Source organism: Azospirillum sp. B510 (genome assembly GCF_000010725.1).
Classification (GTDB): Bacteria; Pseudomonadota; Alphaproteobacteria; order Azospirillales; family Azospirillaceae; genus Azospirillum; species Azospirillum lipoferum_B.
The window spans coordinates 2673756-2691536 of the sequence record NC_013854.1 but is presented as its reverse complement, the minus strand read 5'-3'; the positions used below and the strand labels follow the sequence as shown (position 1 = coordinate 2691536).

16 protein-coding genes are annotated in these 17781 nt (G+C 68.8%); 7 read left to right on the top strand and 9 right to left on the bottom strand.

The window, feature by feature from the left end:
* Positions 1-59: 59 nt before the first annotated feature.
* A complete protein-coding gene (locus AZL_RS12625; RefSeq protein WP_012974932.1) occupies positions 60-1478 on the bottom strand; it encodes an esterase-like activity of phytase family protein in 1419 nt (472 codons plus the stop codon).
* A gap of 138 nt (positions 1479-1616) precedes the next feature.
* Positions 1617-2987, bottom strand: a complete 1371-nt coding sequence (locus tag AZL_RS12620) for a M48 family metalloprotease (RefSeq protein WP_042443094.1) — start codon at positions 2985-2987, stop codon at positions 1617-1619.
* 97 nt (positions 2988-3084) lie between these two features.
* Between AZL_RS12620 and AZL_RS12615 the strand changes: the two genes are divergently transcribed.
* Both AZL_RS12615 and AZL_RS12610 read left to right on the top strand, forming a co-directional pair.
* Entirely contained in the window at positions 3085-4386 is a 1302-nt protein-coding gene (locus AZL_RS12615) for a gamma-glutamyltransferase (RefSeq protein WP_042443092.1), read from the top strand.
* A gap of 50 nt (positions 4387-4436) precedes the next feature.
* Complete coding sequence (locus AZL_RS12610; RefSeq protein WP_012974929.1) at positions 4437-5600, top strand: pyridoxal phosphate-dependent aminotransferase; 1164 nt, start codon at positions 4437-4439, stop codon at positions 5598-5600.
* Positions 5601-5659: 59 nt separating this feature from the next.
* Here the strand turns inward: AZL_RS12610 and AZL_RS12605 are convergent, their stop codons facing one another.
* A complete protein-coding gene (locus AZL_RS12605; RefSeq protein ID WP_012974928.1) occupies positions 5660-6397 on the bottom strand; it encodes an SDR family NAD(P)-dependent oxidoreductase in 738 nt (245 codons plus the stop codon).
* Between the two features lie 309 nt (positions 6398-6706).
* On the opposite strand from AZL_RS12605, the gene AZL_RS12600 reads away from it, so the two are divergent.
* A complete protein-coding gene (locus AZL_RS12600) occupies positions 6707-7978 on the top strand; it encodes a ChaN family lipoprotein (RefSeq protein WP_247894210.1) in 1272 nt (423 codons plus the stop codon).
* A gap of 17 nt (positions 7979-7995) precedes the next feature.
* On the opposite strand, the gene AZL_RS12595 is transcribed toward AZL_RS12600, so the two are convergent.
* Positions 7996-8589: an NUDIX hydrolase gene (locus AZL_RS12595; RefSeq protein WP_012974926.1), complete on the bottom strand. Its 594-nt coding sequence runs from the start codon at positions 8587-8589 to the stop codon at positions 7996-7998.
* A gap of 187 nt (positions 8590-8776) precedes the next feature.
* Between AZL_RS12595 and rmuC the strand changes: the two genes are divergently transcribed.
* From rmuC to AZL_RS12575, 4 genes are all read left to right on the top strand, one after another.
* Entirely contained in the window at positions 8777-10234 is a 1458-nt protein-coding gene (gene rmuC, locus AZL_RS12590) for a DNA recombination protein RmuC (RefSeq protein WP_148219310.1), read from the top strand.
* A 97-nt stretch (positions 10235-10331) separates the two neighbouring features.
* On the top strand, positions 10332-10520 hold the full coding sequence (locus AZL_RS12585) for a hypothetical protein (RefSeq protein WP_042443089.1): 189 nt from the start codon (positions 10332-10334) through the stop codon (positions 10518-10520).
* Between the two features lie 176 nt (positions 10521-10696).
* Positions 10697-12721: a methyl-accepting chemotaxis protein gene (locus AZL_RS12580; protein WP_012974924.1), complete on the top strand. Its 2025-nt coding sequence runs from the start codon at positions 10697-10699 to the stop codon at positions 12719-12721.
* Positions 12722-12859: 138 nt separating this feature from the next.
* Positions 12860-13060: a hypothetical protein gene (locus AZL_RS12575; RefSeq protein WP_247894209.1), complete on the top strand. Its 201-nt coding sequence runs from the start codon at positions 12860-12862 to the stop codon at positions 13058-13060.
* Positions 13061-13095: 35 nt separating this feature from the next.
* Here the strand turns inward: AZL_RS12575 and AZL_RS12570 are convergent, their stop codons facing one another.
* From AZL_RS12570 to AZL_RS12550, 5 genes are all read right to left on the bottom strand, one after another.
* The gene (locus tag AZL_RS12570; protein WP_042443087.1) at positions 13096-14121 is read right to left on the bottom strand and encodes a hypothetical protein; all 1026 of its coding nucleotides are present in this window, start codon (positions 14119-14121) and stop codon (positions 13096-13098) included.
* Positions 14122-14357: 236 nt separating this feature from the next.
* Positions 14358-14579, bottom strand: a complete 222-nt coding sequence (locus tag AZL_RS12565) for a DUF1150 family protein (RefSeq protein ID WP_128083401.1) — start codon at positions 14577-14579, stop codon at positions 14358-14360.
* Positions 14580-14709: 130 nt separating this feature from the next.
* Complete coding sequence (locus AZL_RS12560; protein WP_012974920.1) at positions 14710-15186, bottom strand: Hsp20 family protein; 477 nt, start codon at positions 15184-15186, stop codon at positions 14710-14712.
* Between the two features lie 143 nt (positions 15187-15329).
* The gene (locus AZL_RS12555; protein WP_012974919.1) at positions 15330-16472 is read right to left on the bottom strand and encodes an NAD(P)/FAD-dependent oxidoreductase; all 1143 of its coding nucleotides are present in this window, start codon (positions 16470-16472) and stop codon (positions 15330-15332) included.
* Between the two features lie 145 nt (positions 16473-16617).
* Positions 16618-17748: an ISAs1-like element ISAzs15 family transposase gene (locus tag AZL_RS12550; protein WP_012974918.1), complete on the bottom strand. Its 1131-nt coding sequence runs from the start codon at positions 17746-17748 to the stop codon at positions 16618-16620.
* Positions 17749-17781: the final 33 nt, after the last annotated feature.

The following is a 17781-nucleotide window of genomic DNA, read 5'->3' as shown; positions in this document are numbered from 1 at the left end:
CAAATCCGGACAAGTGCAAAGCGCCTGCCCGGATATCACCTTTGCGCGATCGGCGACGGTCAGCGGGCGCGCAGCAGGTCGCCCACCGACAGCAGCGCCATCTCGTCGCCGTCGGCCTTGCCGATGGTCCGGCCGGTGGAATAGGGCAGGTTGTTGTCGTTGACGACGACGATATGGTCGGCATCGACGATGGTCACCCCCTCCGGTCCAAGATGGGGCATGACGAAATGGCCGTCCGGCGCCTGCCCGGCGCGGGCCTTGTGGTCGGGATCGGCGATGTCGGTCAGGTCGATGTAGCCGACCTTGCGGACGAAGCCGTCGGCGTCGGCGCCGGCGATGTCGATCTTGTAGATGCGCTTGAAGGCGGCCGGCGCGTTGAAGCAATCCGGCTTCACCTCGCCCTGGCAGGCCTCGGTCCTCGCCCCTTCGGTGGTGTCGTCGCGTTCGATCACCAGGGCGCTGCCGGCGTCGATCATCGCCATGTCGGCGACGACGTTGGCATTGTCCTCCAGCCTGTACTTCCAGGACTTGCCGGTGTACGTGCGGCTGGCGACGTCGAATTCCAGGATGCGGGTGTACGCGCGGCCGTCCTTGTTCTCGAAGGCGTTCGCCGCGGCGTTCCACAGCGGGCCTTCCAGCGACGGGTACAGCGTCCTGCCGTCCGGCGACACGCCCATCGGCTCGAACCCGCGGGAGCGGCGGACCTCGAAGCTGACCGCGCCCGGCACCGCCGGCAGGCCGTTGTTGCGGTAATGGTCGGGCGAGCGGGCCGGCTTGCCGTCGACCACCGTCTCATGCACCGCGACGACCACGCCGTCTTTGGTCAGCTCCAGGATATAGGGGCCGAACTCGTCGCCGATGAACAGGCGGTCGGCCTGGACCACCAGCGATTCGGGATCGAAATCGGCACCGGTCAGGTAGCGGCTGGTGGTGTTCTCGTTGACGATGGCGAAGGGGACCTTGCGGTCGGGATCGCGCAGGAAGAGGGTGTCCAGCCGCCGCATGGCGCCGCTCCGCCAGTCGGGCTTGACGCGATGGATCATCAGCAGCGCGTCGACCGAGTTCACCTTGCTGCCGAAGCCATTGTCGGTCAGCGTCAGGAACTCGCCATCGGCCTGCGGAACGACGGCGGAGAAGCCCTGCACCGCCTGGCCGGCGACCGGCAGCAGGATCTCGGTCTCGCGCGGGACCTTGGGGTCGGAGGCGAAGGAGGTGGCGCGGATGCTGCCCACCGCGTCCACCCGCCTGCGGTCGGGATTGGTGAATTTGCCGGAGGTCGCGAACAGCGGCCCGGCATCGGCCGGCGCCTGCACCAGCGTATCGGCCGGCAGCACGGCATGACCGGCCAGCGTGGCGGGATAGCGCTTGGCCTCTTGGCTCTGGGCGTTCGCCGGGACGGTGGTCAGGCCGGCGGCGCACAGAAGGGTGGCGGTGGCGAGCAGGGCGCCGCGCCAGGACGACGGACGGACGGACGGCATGCGGTGTACTCCGTGGACGGAACCGGGCGTCCGACCCTCCGGAGCCCGCTCGATGTTCGCGGAATAGCAAGCGGCGATGACGCGGCGGGGACGGTTCGGTGACCATTGCGTTACCGGACGGATGATCCGCCGCTCACGCTATTGCCTGTCGCCGCCGGCCCCGCCGGTCTGGCCGCGGATGTCCTGGGCGCGCAGCCAGCCGGGCGATCCGGCGGGCAGCAGCTTTTCCGCCCGTTCCGCCTGGGCCTTGGCCATCGGCATGTCGCCTCTCGCCAGCGCCTCTTCGGCGGTGGCGTAGGCGACCATGCCGTCGTTCCGCTTCATGCTCCAGGCCTGGGCGGTCAGCCGCCACAGGAAGGCCGACTGCGCCTTGCCCTTGGCGGCGATCTGGAGATTTTTCAGCGCCTCGTCGGCCAGACGGGGGTCATGCTGTTCCAGAAGCGCGTGGGCGAGGGAGACGCGAATCGTTCCGGATTCGGAACCAGCGAGCTCTACGGCCTTTCGATACGGGGCCACCGCGTCCGGCGCCCGGCCGGTTTGCAGCATCAGGTCGCCCTTCATCTCGTAGAGATAGGGGTTCGTCGGCTCGTCCGCGATCAGCCCGTCGACCAGCGGAGTCGCCTGCTTGAGGTCGCCCTGGCGGAAATAGGCGTAGGCGCGGCCATAGCGGGCGGCGGGCGACGGGTCGGTCGCCTTGTAGCGCTGAAGGGCGCCGCGCGGGTCGATATAGCCGTAGAGCTTGGCCTTGACCCGTTGCAGGTCGGCCTCGGTCGCCGCCGGCAGCGTGGCGTTGGCATAGCGCGAGCGGGCGACGAAGGCCTTGACCGCGTCGATGCGCTCGGGCGTCAGCGGATGGGTGCGGCGATAGCCGGCGTCGCGGTCGGTGAGCAGCGGATCGAAGACGCCCAGCTTTTCCAGGAAGGTCTCCATCCCGACGGCGGAGATGCCCGAGCGCTCCAGGAAGGACAGGCCGGCCTGGTCGGCCGACGCCTCCTGCGTGCGGGAGAAGGACAGCAGGTTCCGTTCGGCCAGATGCTGGCCCAGCATGATGCCGGCCGCCCCCGCCCCGGCGTTGCGCGAGGCCAGACCGCCGGCGATGCCCACCCCCATGCCGATCAGCGAGGTGAGGAAGGCGTTGTCCATCGCGTCGGCGCCACGGATCAGGTGGCCGCCGGCGATGTGCCCGGTCTCGTGCGCGATCACGCCCAGCAGCTGGTCGGCGTTGTCGACGTCCAGCAGAAGCCCGGTGTGGATGAAGATGTTCTGTCCGCCGGCGACGAAGGCGTTCACCGTCGGGTCGTTGATCAGCAGGATCTGCACGGACTCCGGGTCGATGCCGGCCGCCTGGAAGATTGGCCGGGCCATCTTGCGGATGATATGGTCCGTCTCGGCGTCGCTCAGGATCTGCATCTCCTGGCGGCGCTGCGCGTTTGCCGGTGGCGCCCCCCACACCAGCGACATCAGACACATGGACATGATGGCGACGACCGAAACCAGCCTGCTGGGCATGCGCACCGTGACAACCTCCGGCTTGGAACAGCGGACCCCCGCGCGCGACCGGCGGAACTCCGGGCCGCGACACACTCGCTTGCGAATCTGGCGACGGTTGGGCGCGGTTGCCATAGCTGCATCACTGCTGCCGGGCTGCGTCAACACCAAGTTCAAGACCAACGCCCTGGTGCAGAGCTTCGTCGTCGCCGACGAGCCCTATGCCGCCGGTGTCGGGCGCGACATCATCGCCCAGGGCGGCAAGGCCGGCGACGCGGTGGCGGCGATGGCGCTGGCGATGACCGCCAGCCTGCCGTCGCGCGTCGGGCTGACCGGCGGCGGCGTCTGCGTGCTGTTCGACGCCGCGTCGAAGAAGGCCCGCACCATCGATTTCCTGCCGCGTCCGGCCGGTCCCGGCGGTGCCGCCATGCCGGCCATGGCGCGCGGGCTCTATGCCGTCCAGGCCGCCGCCGGCACCTTGCGCTGGGAGCAGGTCGTGGCTCCCGCCGAACAGCTGGCGCAATTCTCCCCCGGCCTCAGCCGCGCGCTGGTGCAGGATCTCACCACCTTCGGCGGCAAGCTGGCCGGCGAGTCGGACACGCGCCGCCGCCTGCTGGCCGGCGGCAGCCCCGCCGTCGGCGCGGTGGCCGCCCAGCCGGAGCTGGCCGCGACCCTGTCGGTCCTGCGGCGCCAGGGGGTGGGGGCCTTCTACAGCGGGCCGCTCGCGGCGACGGTCGCCCAGGGCACCGGCATCGATCCGGCACAGCTGCGCGCCTATCAGCCGCGCGTCGCCGGCACGCTGACCCTGCCCTTCGACATCACCGACCTGCATGTTCCCGACCTGAACGAGCCGGAGGCCGGTACCGCCCTGATCCAGGCCTGGAAGGCGGTCGCCGCCTTGCCGCCGGCCGAGCGCGCCAGCCGCGCCGCCCAGCTGCTGGGCGCCACCGGCAGGGGGCCGACCGCCGCCGGGGCCGGCGCGATGGTGATCGATGCGGAGGAGAATGGCGCCGCCTGCGCCTTCACCCAGGGCGCGCCCTTCGGCACCGGCCGCGGCATCGCCGGCACCGGCATGCTGGTTGCCCAGGGCGTGGATCGCGGCGGCTTCGGCGCCCCGGCGCTGATCGCCAACGCCATCGTCGGCCGCACCCTGTTCGCCGGGGTCGGCACCGCAGGCGGCGACGACGGCCCGGCCGCCGGCCCGGCGGCCCTGCTGTCGGCCGCCCTTCCGGCCGCCCTTGAGGAGAAATCCACCGCCACGCAGATCCAGTCGGCGCGCCCGCAATCGATCCCCGGCCGGGTCAGCTTCGTCGGCTGCCGGGTGTCGACGGAGGACGGCATCCGCTATTGCCAGACGGCGGCCGACCCGCGCGCCAACAGCCTCGCGCTGACGGTGGAAAGCGAACGCCAGCGGGACTGATCCCGCCCGGACAATCGGCAGAGCCGGACAATCGTTAGAGACGGACGAGCATGAGCAAGCAGCCCAAGGTTTCCAAGCGGGGCGCCATCCCGCCCTTTTTCGTGATGGAAGTGATGCGCGCCGCGGCCGAGCGCGAGGCCGCCGGTCTGGAGGTGCTGCATATGGAGGTGGGGCAGCCCTCCAGCGGCGCCCCGAAGGGAGTGGTGCAAGCGGCGGCGACCGCCGTGGTCGGCAGCGATCCGCTGGGCTACACCGGCGCGCTCGGCATCCCGCCGCTGCGCGCGGCCATCGCCAAATGGTACAAGGACCGCTACGGCGTCGAGGTGCCGGAGCGGCGGGTCGTCGTCACCACCGGCTCCTCCGGCGCCTTCCAGCTCGGTTTCCTGGCGGCGTTCGATCCGGGCGACCGGGTGGCGATGGCGTCGCCCAGCTATCCGGCCTACCGCCACACCCTGACCGCCGCCGGCGTCATCCCGGTGGAGTTGCCGACCGGGCCGGAACACCGCTTCCAGCCGACCGTCGCGCTGCTGGAGGCGCTGGACGAGCCGGTGCAGGGTCTGATCGTCGCCAGCCCGGCCAACCCGACCGGCACCATGCTGAGCCGGGAGGAGCTGACGGCGCTGTCCGACTGGTGCCGCGCCAACGGCGTGCGCATGGTGTCGGACGAGATCTATCACGGCCTGACCTATGGCACCGACGCGGTCACCGCGGCGGAGGTCAACGATCAGGCGCTGGTGGTCAACAGCTTCTCCAAATATTTCTCAATGACCGGCTGGCGGCTCGGTTGGATGATCGTGCCGGACGATCTGCTGCGCTCGGTCGAATGTCTGGCGCAGAACCTGTTCATCTCGGCGCCGACGCTGAGCCAGGTGTCGGCGGTGGCCGCCTTCGACTGCACGGAGGAGCTGGACGGCCACGTCGCCCGCTATGCCCGCAACCGCGCGCTGCTGTTGGAGGAGCTGCCGAAGGCCGGCTTCGCCAAGCTGGCCCCGGCCGACGGCGCCTTCTACATCTATGCCGACGTGTCGGATCTGACCGACGACAGCGAGGCGCTTGCGAAGCGGCTCCTGGAGGAGACCGGCATCGCCTGCACTCCCGGCATCGATTTCGACACCGCCCGCGGCCGGCGCTTCCTGCGCTTCAGCTTCGCCGGGTCGGAGGAGACCATCGCCGAGGCGGCGCGGCGGCTGATCGCCTGGCGGGCCGGGAAATAGCGGTTGGTCGAATAGCGGTTGGTCGGGCGGGGGCGCATGCCGCAGCCCCCGCCCATCGCTCAGAACAGATGCTGCCCGCCGGTGATGAAGGTCTCCGTCCCGGTCACATAGGCCGAGTCCGGGCCGCACAGATAGAAGATCACCGCGGCGACATCCTCCGGCGTGCCCATGCGCTTCAGCGGGATGCGCGGGATCAGCACGTCATATTCCGGGCCGGTCATCGCCGTCTCGATCTCGCCGGGAGCGACGGCGTTGACGCGGACGCCGATCTCGGCGAACTCCACCGCCATCTCGCGCGTCAGGCCGGACAGCGCCGCCTTCGAGGTCGAATAGGCCGAGCCGGCGAAGGGATGCACCGAATGGCCGGCGATCGAGGTGACGTTGACGATCGCCCCCTTCGCCCGCGACAGCGGCGCGGCGAAGCCGCGCGCCAGCACCAGGGCGGCGAAGAAATTCAGTTCGAACACCCGGTGCCAGCCCTCGATGGAGCCGTTCAGGCAGCCCAGCCGCTCCTTGATCGGCGTCTTGGGCGAGATGCCGGCATTGTTGATCAGGGCGTGCAGCGGCGCGCCATCCAGCGCCTTGTTGGCCTCCTCGACGAAGGCGGCGCGGCTGGCGGGGTCCGACAGGTCGGCCGGGATATGGTGGGTCCAGTTGGGGTCGCGGCGGCAATGGGCCGGCACCTCCTCGCGCGAGCAGGAGATCACGCGCCAGCCTTCGTTGCTGAACCGGGTGACGGTGGCGTGTCCGATACCCCGGCTGGCGCCGGTGAGAATGACGACTTTGCGGTGCGGCATGGCGGCTGCGCTTCACGAATGATTGCGGTCGGCGGGGAAAGCGGACGCCCTGGGAACGGCCTTGGGAGGTACGGATGCCGGCATCGGGAGCCCCATCCGCCGGCGGTCCACCGCTTGCGGCGATCCTAACCGCCGCCGCTCCGCCTGTCATCCGGCAGTATGCCGGCCCGCGATTCCGCCGGCGGTTCCGCCAGTTGCCGGCTTCCGGCTTCCGGCGCGGCCGAACGACGCAACCGGCGGACTTGTCCATTGACGGCGCGCCCCGCCACGCCAACCTTGGCGCAATCCCCGCACCGACGGAGCCCCGCCTTGCCGCGCCAGCCCTTCCGTCTCGCCGCCCCCGCTCCGCGCCGCCTCATCGCCCTGCTGGGGCTGGCGTTCCTGTCCTTCGCCGATCCTTTCCGGGCCGCCGATGCCCAGGCCGCCGATGCCCGGGCTACGGATGTCGGATCCGGGGACGCCGTGCGCACCGGCTGCGTTCCGCCCGGACTTTGGGCCGACGGCACGGGGGCCGCGATGGAGCCGGTTCCGCTGATGCGTCGCCTGTCGGAGGCGCCGGTGGTCCTGCTGGGTGAACAGCATGACAAGCCCGACCATCACCGTTGGCAGCTCCACACCCTGGCCGGGCTGCATGCGCTGAACCCCGACCTCGCCATCGGGATGGAGATGCTGCCCCGGCGGTTGCAGCCGGTGCTCGACCGCTGGACGGCGGGCGGGATGACGGAAGGCGAATTCCTGAAGGCGATGGAGTGGCGTACGGTCTGGGGCTTCGACCCGCAATTCTACCTGCCGATCCTGCAATTCGCCCGCCTGCACCGGCTGCCGGTGGTGGCGCTGAATGTGGAGCGCTCGTTGATCAGCCGCACCGCCCGCAACGGCTGGGCCACCATCCCGGAGGCGGAGCGCGAGGGCGTCGGCACGCCGGCCCCGCCGACCGAGGCCTATCGCACCCGCCTGACCGAGACGCTGGCGGCGCATGACCGGTCGGAAGCCCGTTCCGCAGCCCGCGCCGATACCGCCGCCGATGTGGCCGACAGCGCCGCCAAGCGCTTCATCGAGGCGCAGGGGGTGTGGGACCGGGCGATGGCGGAGAGGATCGCCGAGACCCGCCGCGCCACCGGGCGCAGCGTGATCGGCATCCTGGGCGAAGGCCATGTCGCCGGCCGCGATGGCGTTCCCCACCAGCTGGCCGACCTCGGCATCGCCGATGCCGCCGTGCTGCTGCCGTGGGATGCCGACCGCGATTGCGACGAGCTGGACGGCCGCATCGCCGACGCCGTCTTCGGCCTGGGGCCGGAGCGCGAGGATGCCGAGCCGCCGCGCCCCAAGCTGGGCGTCCAGCTCGACCCCGGACCGGAGGGGATCACGGTGGGGGCGGTCAGCGCCGGCAGCGTGGCGGCGGCGGCGGACCTGCGCCCCGGCGACCGCATCCTGATCGCCGCCGGTATGCCGGTGCACGCGCCGGCCGATCTGGTGGCGCTGATCCGCCGTCAGGCGCCGGGCACCTGGCTGCCGCTGACCATCCGGCGCGACGGGGCGGAGCGGGAGCTGGTGGCGAAATTCCCGGCGGAGGGGAGATAGGCGGCTTTCGCCGCCGCCTACAGCATCTTTTCCCAGCGCGCCAGCGCGTCGGGGGTGGGGTTGACCGCCGGGGCGCAGTCAGACCGGCCCAGCCGTTCGCGATGCTCGCGCAAGGCCCAGATGACGGTGGGGAAGGCAAGCTCGCCCCACGGAATCTCGTTCCAGGCGAACAGGCCGACCTCCAGGCTTTCCGGGCCGGGCTCGACCTCGGGGGAGATCAGGCGGGCGCGGAAGATCATCTGGACCTGGCTGATGCGCGGGATGTCGTAGATCGCCAGCAGATGGTCGATCTCGATGCGGGCCCGAGCCTCTTCCCAGGCTTCGCGGGCGGCACCTTCCCGCGTGCTCTCGCGCTCCTCCATATAGCCGGCGGGCAGGGTCCAGAAGCCCTTGCGCGGTTCGATGGCGCGGCGGCACAGCAGGATGCGGCCATCCTCCCAGGTCGCCACCGCGCCGACCACGATCAGCGGGTTCTGATAGGCGATGTAGCCGCAATCCGGGCACATCAGCCGCTCGCGGTCCTCGCCGGGCGGAATGGCGCGGACGCGCGGGCCGCCGCAGTTGGGGCCGCAATCGGAAGATTTGTCGTCGGGGATGGGGTCGTTCGGCATGGCTTCCGATATGGCGCGACATCCTTGGTTGGGCAAGCGGAGAAAGCGCCGGCCCGGCCGTCGCGGCTGCCGCGAGCTGGTTTGATGCCGTTCGCGCCCTGTTCCAATTCCCGTTTCGTTCCGATAGGCTGTGCCGGCTTGCGCGATGATGGCGCCGATCATGGATCGAAAACGCGGGGGATGGGGGGTGACACAGTTCCTGGTCAACGGGATCGTGGTGGATGGCCTGTCGCTGGCGATCGGGCTTGCGGCCGGATTGCTGCTGGGCGTCTCCGCCGCCTGGGCGGTGTCGCGCGCCGCCGCCGGGCGTACCGAGGCCGCCGCCGCCGCCCTGCATGCGGAGTTCGCCACCCGCCTCGACCTCGCCGAACGGAGCGAGGACGATCTGCGCGAGGAGATCGAGGCGCGCGACCATCAGATCGCCCGCCTGCATGGCGAGGTCGCCGCCGCCCGCGAACGCCATGCCCAGCTCTCCACCCGGCTGGAGGCCGAACGGACGGCGGCGGCGGAGAAGATGGCGCTGCTGGAGCGTGCCCAGGCGGCGCTGGCCGACAGCTTCAAGGCGTTGTCGGCCGAGGCCCTGCATCAGAACAACCGCAGCTTCCTCGATCTGGCGCGCGAGACGCTGGCCGGCTTCCAGGAGCAGGCGAAGGGCGACCTGGACAAGCGCCAGACCGCCATCGCCGCCATCGTCGATCCGGTGCGCCAGACCCTGGACGCGATGGACCGTCAGATCCGCGAGCTGGAAAGCACGCGGGCCGGCGCCTATGAGGGGCTGAAGCAGCAGGTGCTGTCGCTGGTGGAAAGCCAGAGCGCGCTCCGGACGGAGACCGGCAACCTCGTCCGGGCGCTGCGCAGCCCGGCGGCGCGCGGGCGCTGGGGGGAGATCCAGCTGCGCCGGGTTTGCGAGATGGCCGGCATGCTCGACCATTGCGACTTCGTCGAACAGCTTTCGGTGGATGGCGGCCGGCTGCGCCCCGACCTGATCGTCACGCTGCCCGGCGGCAAGACCATCGTGGTCGATGCCAAGACGCCGCTGGAGGGCTATCTCGACGGTATCCAGGCGACGGAGGAGGTGGCGCGGCGCGACGGCATGGCCCGCCACGCCCGCCATGTGCGCGACCATATGAAGCAGCTCGGCACCAAGGGTTATTGGGACCAGTTCGCGGACAGCCCGGAATTCGTCGTGCTGTTCCTGCCCGGCGAGAATTTCTTCTCGGCGGCGCTGGAGCAGGATCCGGCGTTGATCGAGGCCGGCATCGACCACCGTGTGATCCTCGCCACCCCGACGACGCTGATCGCGCTGCTGCGGGCCGTCGCCTATGGCTGGCGCCAGGAGAGGCTGGCCGACAATGCCCGCGAAATCAGCGCTCTCGGCGCCGAGCTGTACAAGCGGCTGGCCGACCTGGGCGGCCATATGGAACGGCTGGGCGGGCAGCTTGACAAGGCGGTGGGCAGTTACAACAGCGCGGTCGGCACGCTGGAATCGCGGGTGCTGGTCAGCGCCCGCCGCTTCCGCGACCTGCATGCGGCTCCGGAGGGGGCGGAGATGCCGCTGCTGGAGCCGCTCGACCACAGTCCGCGCCGTCCGCAGGCGGCGGAACTGCGCGCCACCTCACCGATCGAGACCACCGCGGCCGATTGACGGGCGGCCGGGCGACGGGCTCCCTGCCGATGGATGCGGGCTGGCTGTCGTGCTATCCATGGCGCCTCCCAGTCTCCCGACTCCATGGAACCCGCCAATGACGGACCAGACCGGAACCGAACAGCTTGTCCGCTGCGCCCGCTGCGCCCATCGCTACCCCGCTGCCGAGGAGGGCTGCCCGCGCTGCCTCTCGATTCGCCGCACCAACGCCGTCATCGTGGCCTTGCTGGTGATGCTGGTGATTCTCGCCCTGGTCGGCTGGGTTGGCACCTTGGTCCTGGCTTGAGCTTGGCACCTATTCTTTGGTCTTGTTTTGTGCAGACCCCGCACATTCCGCAGGCAAAGAGCGCAACAGGGCGTCATCTCTTTCTGTCACGATAATCGAGCAAGTTTTTAACTTGTCACCTCTGGTGTATTCTGAGAAGCAGCCTTTTGCCTTCGGTTCCGTGCAGGGGTTGCAACATGTTGAAGAAACTCCGGATTGCCGCGTTGACCAATCTGTTCGGGGTGGTGGTCACGCTGGGTTTCCTGGCGGTGGTGGTCACCGGCGCGCTGGCGATCCGGGAACTGAAGGTGGGGGGGCCGATCTACCAGCGCATCGTGCTGGGCAAGGACCTGATCGCCGACATCCTGCCGCCGCCGGAATATGTGATCGAAGCCTATCTGGAGGCGACGCTGGCGATGAACGACCCGGCGTCGATCGATCAGCGCCGGGCCCGGTTGGCGCAGCTGCGCAAGGATTACGACGAGCGCCATGAATATTGGTTGAAGGAAAGTTTCGATCCCCCCCTGCTCGAACAACTGACCCGGACATCCCACGCGCCGGTGATGCGTTTCTGGACCGAGGTCGAGACCAAGTTCCTGCCGGCGCTCGTCCGCAAGGACGACGCGGCGGCGCGCGCCTCCTACGCGGTCATCGCAGACGCCTATGCCGCCCATCGCGCCGTCATCGACCGGATCGTCGAGGATGCCAACCGTTACAACAGCGAGACGGAGGTCTATGCCGACGACCGGGAGCGCCTGTTCATGGCCGCCGTGTGGGGGGTTTCGGCCCTGGTGCTGGCGGTTCTGATGCTGGGCGTGATTGGCATCCGGCTGCGGGTGGTGCGGCCGGTCGGTCACTTGACCGCGGCGATGCGGACGCTGGCGCAGGGCAATCTCGCCGTCGCCATTCCCGGTGCCGACCGTGGCGACGAGATCGGCGCGATGGCCCGCGCCTTGCGCGTCTTCAAGGAGAATGCGGAGGAGGCCGAACGGCTGCGGCGCCAGCGCGACGAGGAGCGCGAACGGTCGGAGCGCGAGAAGCAGGCCGCCCTGCTGCTCATGGCCGAAACGGTGGAGACCGAGGCGTCGAACGCCGTCGATGTGGTCGCCAGCCAGACCAACCAGATGGCCGACAACGCCACCCGCATGGCCGAGTCCGCCCGTGCGGTCAGCGACAACAGCCAGAATGTCGCCGCCGCCGCGACCCAGGCCCTGTCGAACGCCCAGACCGTCGCCGCCGCGTCGGAGCAGCTCAGCGCCTCGATCCGCGAGATCGCGACGCAGATCGGCACCGCGACGACGATGACCGGCGACGCCGTCGACGCCTCGGTCCGGGCCGAGGAGACCATCCAGCGTCTTGCCGACGCCGTCACCCGCATCGGCGAGGTGACCAATCTCATCAACGACGTCGCCGGCCAGACCAATCTGCTGGCGCTGAACGCCACCATCGAGGCGGCACGGGCGGGCGAGGCGGGGAAGGGCTTCGCCGTGGTGGCCAGCGAGGTGAAGCTGTTGGCCGGCCAGACCGCGCGGGCGACCGACGAGATCGAAAGCCAGATCGCCGCCATCCAGGCCACCACGGCCGAGGCGGTGAACGCCGTGCGCGCCATCGCCGATCGGGTGCGCGGTGTCGAAACCGTGTCCGCCACCGTCGCCGCCGCCATCGAGGAGCAGGAGGCGGCGACCGGAGAGATCGCCCGCAACGTCGTCCAGACCTCAAACGCCGCGCAGGAGGTGGCGACCCGCATCGCCGCGGTCTCTCAGGAAGCGGGGACAACCGGCGAGCGCGCCGTCGAGGTCAACGGCCTGTCCGCCCGTGTCGCCACCAGCATCGACCAGTTGCGCCGCGTCCTGATCGAGGCGATCCGTACGGCGACGCCGGAGGTGAACCGCCGCGCCGCGCCGCGCTATCCGCTGAACCGCGCCGGCCGGCTGGTGGTCGGCGGGCGAGAGGTGCCGGTGACGGTCGACAACGCGTCGGAAGGCGGCGCCCAGTTGAGCGGCCTGCCGCGGGAGGCCTGGGATGGGCTGAAGGAAGGGAGCGCCTTGCGCATCGCCCTGCCGGGTCTGGAGCCGGTTCCCGCCGTCGTGCGCGCGGCGCAGCCCGGTCCGGATGGTCGCCTGCATGTCACCTTCAGCTTGGCCGGTGCCGAGCGTGACCGCTTCGTCGCGCAGTTCGGCCGCAGCGTCGCCGGGCTGGTTCCGCTGGAGCGGGCGGCCTGAGCCGGCCGGGAGTCGCCGTTGGGCCTCGGGCCGGAAAAGCCTTAAGTATGACAGGGATTTCATGACGTTTGACCGGGTCGCGGGTTCAGAATGGCGTCGGTTCCAGGGCCGTCGTCCCGTGCTGAAAGTCCATCCGCCATGGTCGAAACCACCGCCTGCCCCTATTGCGGGTCCGATTACGGGCATGGTCCCAATGATTGCCCGCTCTGCCGTTCCGTCCGCCGCAAGGATCTGATCGTGCGCTGCGTCATCGGGCTGATGTTTCTGGTCCCGATCCTGACGCTGTTCGCCACCATCCTGTTCGATAATGGTGTCGGAAAGATGTTGTCGATGGATTGAGGGGAAGAAGGCGTGCCGCTGGCGACGCCTTCCCCCTACAGGTGTCCGGTGCGTGCCGACTGTTCCAGCGCCTTGATGTGCGACAGGCCGGGCAGGATCTCCGACTTCACGAATTCCATGCGTCGGTTGGGCCCGCCGCCGCCGCGGGCGAAGCGGTGTTTCCACAGGGTCATCTTGACCGCCAGACCGCACAGCACCCCGCCGATGGTGACATGGTGGGAGGAGATCAGTTCGCGGATCGACCGGAAGGTATCGGCGTTGATGTCGCTCCAGAAATCCTTGGAGCGGTTGTCGAAGCTCTCGAACCGGCCGGTGATCGAGGTGGAGATGTCGGTCAGGTCGCGGGCGATATCGTCGAGCATCCGCATCTGCCGGGAATCGCGCTTCACTTCGGCGGAACTGCGGATTTCCCCCATCCAGGTGACGAAACGCTGGACCTCCGGCACGATCTCGTCCAGGCATTTGCGGAAATAGGCCAGCGACAGGAAGATGTCGCCATATTCCTCCAGGAACTGCGGGATCTCGTTCAGGCCGATGTCCAACCGGTCGGCCATCATGCGCAGATTACGCAGAGCCTCGTCCCGGTTGGGATTGGCGAACAGCTGGATGATGTCGGTGACGTCGGAGACGTGGAGCTCCTCCGTTCCATAGACATATTCCATCAACGGCCGGGTGAAGACCCGCATGTAGTTGGTCAGCTCGGCCTTCTTGCGGTCGGACAGGGTCAGCGATTCGACATTGTTGACGTCGATGTTCAGCCGCCGTAGCTCGATCCGTGAGGAATAGACATCGAAGCTGGACGCGGTGCCGATCTTTTCCAGTTTGATCAGATCGCGTTCGATCTCATCCTTGTTGGATTCGAAATAGGGGGGGAGATGGCGGGGCGCCACCTGGCCGCTGCCGGCCTGGGCGTCGCGGAACATCTCCACCACGGTTTGCAGCCGGACATTCTTGATAAGCCGGGCGTGCTGCAACCCAGGGGTTTCCAGCGGGATCGCTGACAAGGGCAGAATATGCAGGGAGTCACGAGCCTCGTCGTCCCAGGCTCTGCGCTTTTCCATGTCGGGAGCGGACTTCGCATCCGTCACCGTTTCGCTTGCCCCACCGTCCAACCGACCGTCCCCCAATTGCTCTTCGCATCCCGTATGGGCGATTATCGCTGAGCTTACCTTACAACAGGAGTCAGGGCTGACAAGGATCGAGATGCTGTCTGTTGCAACGGAAAAGCGCAACAATCAATCAGTAATTGAGGCATGGCGATGGGCCCGTCCGGTGGCGGGCGCGTCGCTGCGGGGGCTCAGTGGACGCTGACCGGTTCCATGTCGTTCTGGATGATGGCGGCGAAGGCCAGCTCGCGGTCGGCGACGACGCTCAGCGGCGTGCCATCGGCGGCATGGATCGCGAAGGCGGCGGTGCCTTCCATCTCGACCGGCCGGACATAGGCGACGTCGCCCAGGCCGAAGCTGGCGAAATCCTGGGACGACAGCTGGCGCAACTGGCTGTGAGTGTCGTTCATCATGATGGTGATCTCCGGCGGCTCCCCGTCATGGGCGGCCGCAAGCATAGAATGTCGGAAAAACCGAAGGATGGCCGTGACCTGGATCAGATAAAAGCGGGGACAGGATCAACGGGGGATCGGATGGCCGCCGTCAGTCGTCCCGGCCGTCGGCCGACACGTCGATGGTGCGGGGCATGGCGCCGCCCGCGGCCTTCTTCGGCTGTTCGATCTTGATGGTGCGGACCTTGGGCTCCGGCATCGGCCGGGTCAGGTCGATGTTGAGCAGCCCGTTGTCGAGCGAGCAGCCCACCACCTCGATCCCCTCCGCCAGGACGAAGCTGCGCTGGAACTGCCGGGCGGCGATGCCGCGATGCAGGTAGACGCGCGATTTGTCGTCGGTCTGGCGGCCACGGATGACCAGTTGGTTGTCCTCGATCTGGACCGACAGGTCCTCGGAGGTGAAGCCGGCCACGGCGAGCGTGATGCGCAGGCCGTCATCGCCGATCTGCTCGATGTTGTAGGGGGGATAGCCTTCGGCCGAATTCTTGGCGATCCGGTCGAGCGTCCGCTCGAACTGGTCGAAGCCGAGCAGCAGCGGGCTGTTGAAGAGCGAAAGGCGAGTCGTCACGACGCATCCTCCTCACGACGGGAGCGAGTTGCGAAAGGTGGGCCCGTTTCCGGCGCCCGGCGGGTTGGTGGCCCAGCATCGGCCGGCGCCACCATGGCTATAGATTGGGAGATCCCCGGCCGGGGTCAAGAACCCCGTGCGTCTCAGGCGGGTTTAAGGATTTCCGGAGCCTCGCCAAGCGCCATCGCCACCGCGTCGGCGATGGCCAGGCAGGAGGTCAGGCCGGGCGATTCGATGCCGAACAGGTTGACCAGCCCCTCGACCCCGTGGCTGTCCGGCCCCTGGATCAGGAAATCGGCCTGCGGCTGCCCCGGCCCGCTCAGCTTCGGCCGCGCGCCGGAATAGGCCGGCACCAGCGCGCCATCGGGCAGGCCCGGCCAATAGGCGCGCACCGCGCCATAGAAGGACTCGGCGCGGGACGGATCGACGGCGTAGTCGACAGGCCCGGCGAGGTCGCCCAGCCATTCCACGTCGGGACCGAAGCGGGCCTGTCCAGCCAGATCCAGCGTCAGGTGAACGCCGAGCCCGCCTTCGATCGGCACCGGATAGACCAGCCGCGAGAAGGGGGAACGCCCGGCGGCCAGGGCGTAGTAATTGCCCTTGGCCAGCACGCGCGGCGGCACATGCGCGGCATCCAGCCCCTCCAGAGCGCGGGCGACGGCCCAGGCGCCGAGCCCGGCGGCGTTGACCAGGGTGGAACAGGCGATCCGCATCGGCTCCGCCCCGCCGACCTCCAGCTCGAATCCGGCGACGCCGCGGTGGGAACGCTCGAGCGGGCTCCGCAGAGCCAGCATCGCCCCGGCTTCCTCGGCGTCGCCGAGCAAGGCCAGCATCAGCCCATGGCTGTCGACGATGCCGGTGGAGGGCGACAGCAGGGCGCCGACGCCGCGCAGGTTCGGTTCCCACCGCATCGCGGTGGCGGCGTCGACCTCGGTCAGGTCGGTGACGCCGTTGACGGCGGCCTGGGCCCGGATCGCCGCCAGCTTCGGCAACTGCGCCTCCTCGGTCGCGACGATCAGCTTGCCGATGCGGCGATGGCCCACGCCATGGGCGGCGCAATAGTCATAGAGCGCGTCGCGGCCGGGCACGCACAGGCGGGCGCGCAGGCTGCCGGTCGGGTAATAGATGCCGGCATGGATGACTTCGGAGTTGCGCGAGCTGGTTCCGGTGCCGATGGCGTCCGCCGCTTCCAGCACGATCACCTCGCGTCCGCTTCGCGCCAGCCGGCGGGCCACCGCCAGACCGACCACGCCCGCCCCGACGACCACGCAATCCACCCGTTCCATCGCTTCCATCCTGCCGCTTCCATCCCGCTTTCCGGCGCGCTGTCGGCAAGGGGAGCGTAAAGTCCGCGGCGGCGCAAGAGTTTCCGGACCCGCCGTCACGCCATGAACGGTCGGACTTGACTCCAGGGCAATCGCTTGACCGACGTTAGCCGCGCTGCCGGATGACGGTTTCGAGGTAGTCGGCGTTCCAGGACATTTTCTTACGCTTGACGGTCAGGCTCTGTTTGCCTGGGGCCTTTCGGATGAGGTTTATGGCCATGTGCCGGATGGCGGCCATGTTTTGAGGGCCGAAGCCGGACCGCAAGCGGGAGAGGTCGTCGTGGAAGACGACATCAAGCACCCAGTGCAGGCGGTTCTCGACATGCCAATGGCAGCGGACAGCGTGGGCCAGGAGACGGGCGTCGAGGCGTGCCGAGGAGAGAAAGTAACGCCGTTCTCGGCTGGGCTTACCCTCCCGCTCGACGTCGGCCTCGACCATGGCGATGCTGGTCAAGGCGGGGAAGCGGGGCTCGCCCGGGAAGCGGCGGTCGGTGGACAGCCAGTCGACGTCGTGGCTGACGACATGGTGGCGGACTTCGATCCGGCCATGGTCGCCGTCGGTGGTGGTGAACGTGTCGGATACGCCGTCGCGTGCCTCGCTGAAGTAGCGCTCGATTTCCCCGCACAGGATCGGCCAGTTGCCCTTCACCGCCAGCAGATAGTCGGCACCCTTGTCGAGAATGGCTTGGGCGATCTTGGTCTGGCACCCCATGGCATCGATGGTTACCAATGCTCCGGTCAGGGCCAAGCGCTCCAGCAGCAGTGGAATGGCGGTGATCTCGTTCGACTTCGCCTCGCAGGCTTGCTGGCCCAGCACCAGCCGCTGTCGGCTGGCCCAGGCGGAGACGAGATGCAGCGGGTTGCGCCCCTGAGCCCGAGCGTGAGCGCGCCGGGAGGTCTTGCCGTCAATGGCGACGATGTCCGGCTCGCCCTCGCGCAACCCGTCCACCCACGCCGTGAAGCAGGACGAAAACAGCTCGCCATCAAGCGCGTTCATCACGTCGTTGAGCGTGTCATGGCTGGCGATGCCTCGCCGGTAGGGCAGGAAACGACGCAGAAAGTCCAGGCGATCCTCGCCCCACTCCTCGATCTCGACAAAGTTCTCCGCCCCACCCAGGGTGGCACACAGCACCAGGAGCAGGATTTCCGGCAGCGGATATACGACCTTCCATGCCTGACGCGGATCCTCCAGCGCCGAGAAGTGATCCAACAGCGACTTGCCAGCCCCTTCCGCCATACCTGCCTCCCATCAATGGAGGCTCCTATGAAT

Excerpts from the sequence above, each read along its gene's own strand:
- AZL_RS12625 (WP_012974932.1), bottom strand. The coding sequence starts at position 1,478 with ATGCCGTCCGTCCGTCCGTCGTCCTGGCGCGGCGCCCTGCTCGCCACC.
- AZL_RS12620 (WP_042443094.1), bottom strand. The coding sequence starts at position 2,987 with ATGCCCAGCAGGCTGGTTTCGGTCGTCGCCATCATGTCCATGTGTCTG.
- AZL_RS12610 (WP_012974929.1), top strand. The coding sequence starts at position 4,437 with ATGAGCAAGCAGCCCAAGGTTTCCAAGCGGGGCGCCATCCCGCCCTTT.
- AZL_RS12605 (WP_012974928.1), bottom strand. The coding sequence starts at position 6,397 with ATGCCGCACCGCAAAGTCGTCATTCTCACCGGCGCCAGCCGGGGTATC.
- AZL_RS12595 (WP_012974926.1), bottom strand. The coding sequence starts at position 8,589 with ATGCCGAACGACCCCATCCCCGACGACAAATCTTCCGATTGCGGCCCC.
- AZL_RS12585 (WP_042443089.1), top strand. The coding sequence starts at position 10,332 with ATGACGGACCAGACCGGAACCGAACAGCTTGTCCGCTGCGCCCGCTGC.
- AZL_RS12580 (WP_012974924.1), top strand. The coding sequence starts at position 10,697 with ATGTTGAAGAAACTCCGGATTGCCGCGTTGACCAATCTGTTCGGGGTG.
- AZL_RS12575 (WP_247894209.1), top strand. The coding sequence starts at position 12,860 with ATGGTCGAAACCACCGCCTGCCCCTATTGCGGGTCCGATTACGGGCAT.
- AZL_RS12570 (WP_042443087.1), bottom strand. The coding sequence starts at position 14,121 with ATGGAAAAGCGCAGAGCCTGGGACGACGAGGCTCGTGACTCCCTGCAT.
- AZL_RS12565 (WP_128083401.1), bottom strand. The coding sequence starts at position 14,579 with ATGATGAACGACACTCACAGCCAGTTGCGCCAGCTGTCGTCCCAGGAT.
- AZL_RS12555 (WP_012974919.1), bottom strand. The coding sequence starts at position 16,472 with ATGGAACGGGTGGATTGCGTGGTCGTCGGGGCGGGCGTGGTCGGTCTG.
- AZL_RS12550 (WP_012974918.1), bottom strand. The coding sequence starts at position 17,748 with ATGGCGGAAGGGGCTGGCAAGTCGCTGTTGGATCACTTCTCGGCGCTG.